At 48.9% G+C, this 237-nt stretch carries 1 protein-coding gene; it reads left to right on the top strand.

The window, feature by feature from the left end; genetic code table 11:
* Positions 1-237 (top strand): ATP-grasp domain-containing protein (locus ACY2RR_RS24730; protein WP_490110856.1); only part of this gene is annotated, 237 nt, incomplete at both ends.

Below are 237 nucleotides of genomic sequence, written 5' to 3'. Positions count from 1 at the left end.
ATACCTGGGTAGTTAAAGCTCAGGTTCATGCTGGTGGTCGTGGTAAGGCAGGTGGGTTTAAACTGGTAAAAAGCCGCGATGAGATTCGTGCTTTTGCCGAGCAGTGGCTGGGCCAGCGTCTGGTAACTTACCAGAAAGATGAAAAAGGTCAGCCGGTTGCAAAAATCCTGGTTGAGAGCTGCACAAATATTGCCAATGAGTTGTATCTTGGTGCTGTTGTTGACCGTTCAACCCGTC

This window comes from Parendozoicomonas sp. 2304DJ65-17 (assembly GCF_058148445.1).
The sequence above is the reverse complement of the archived record's forward strand: the minus strand, read 5'-3'. Positions and strand labels throughout refer to the sequence as shown.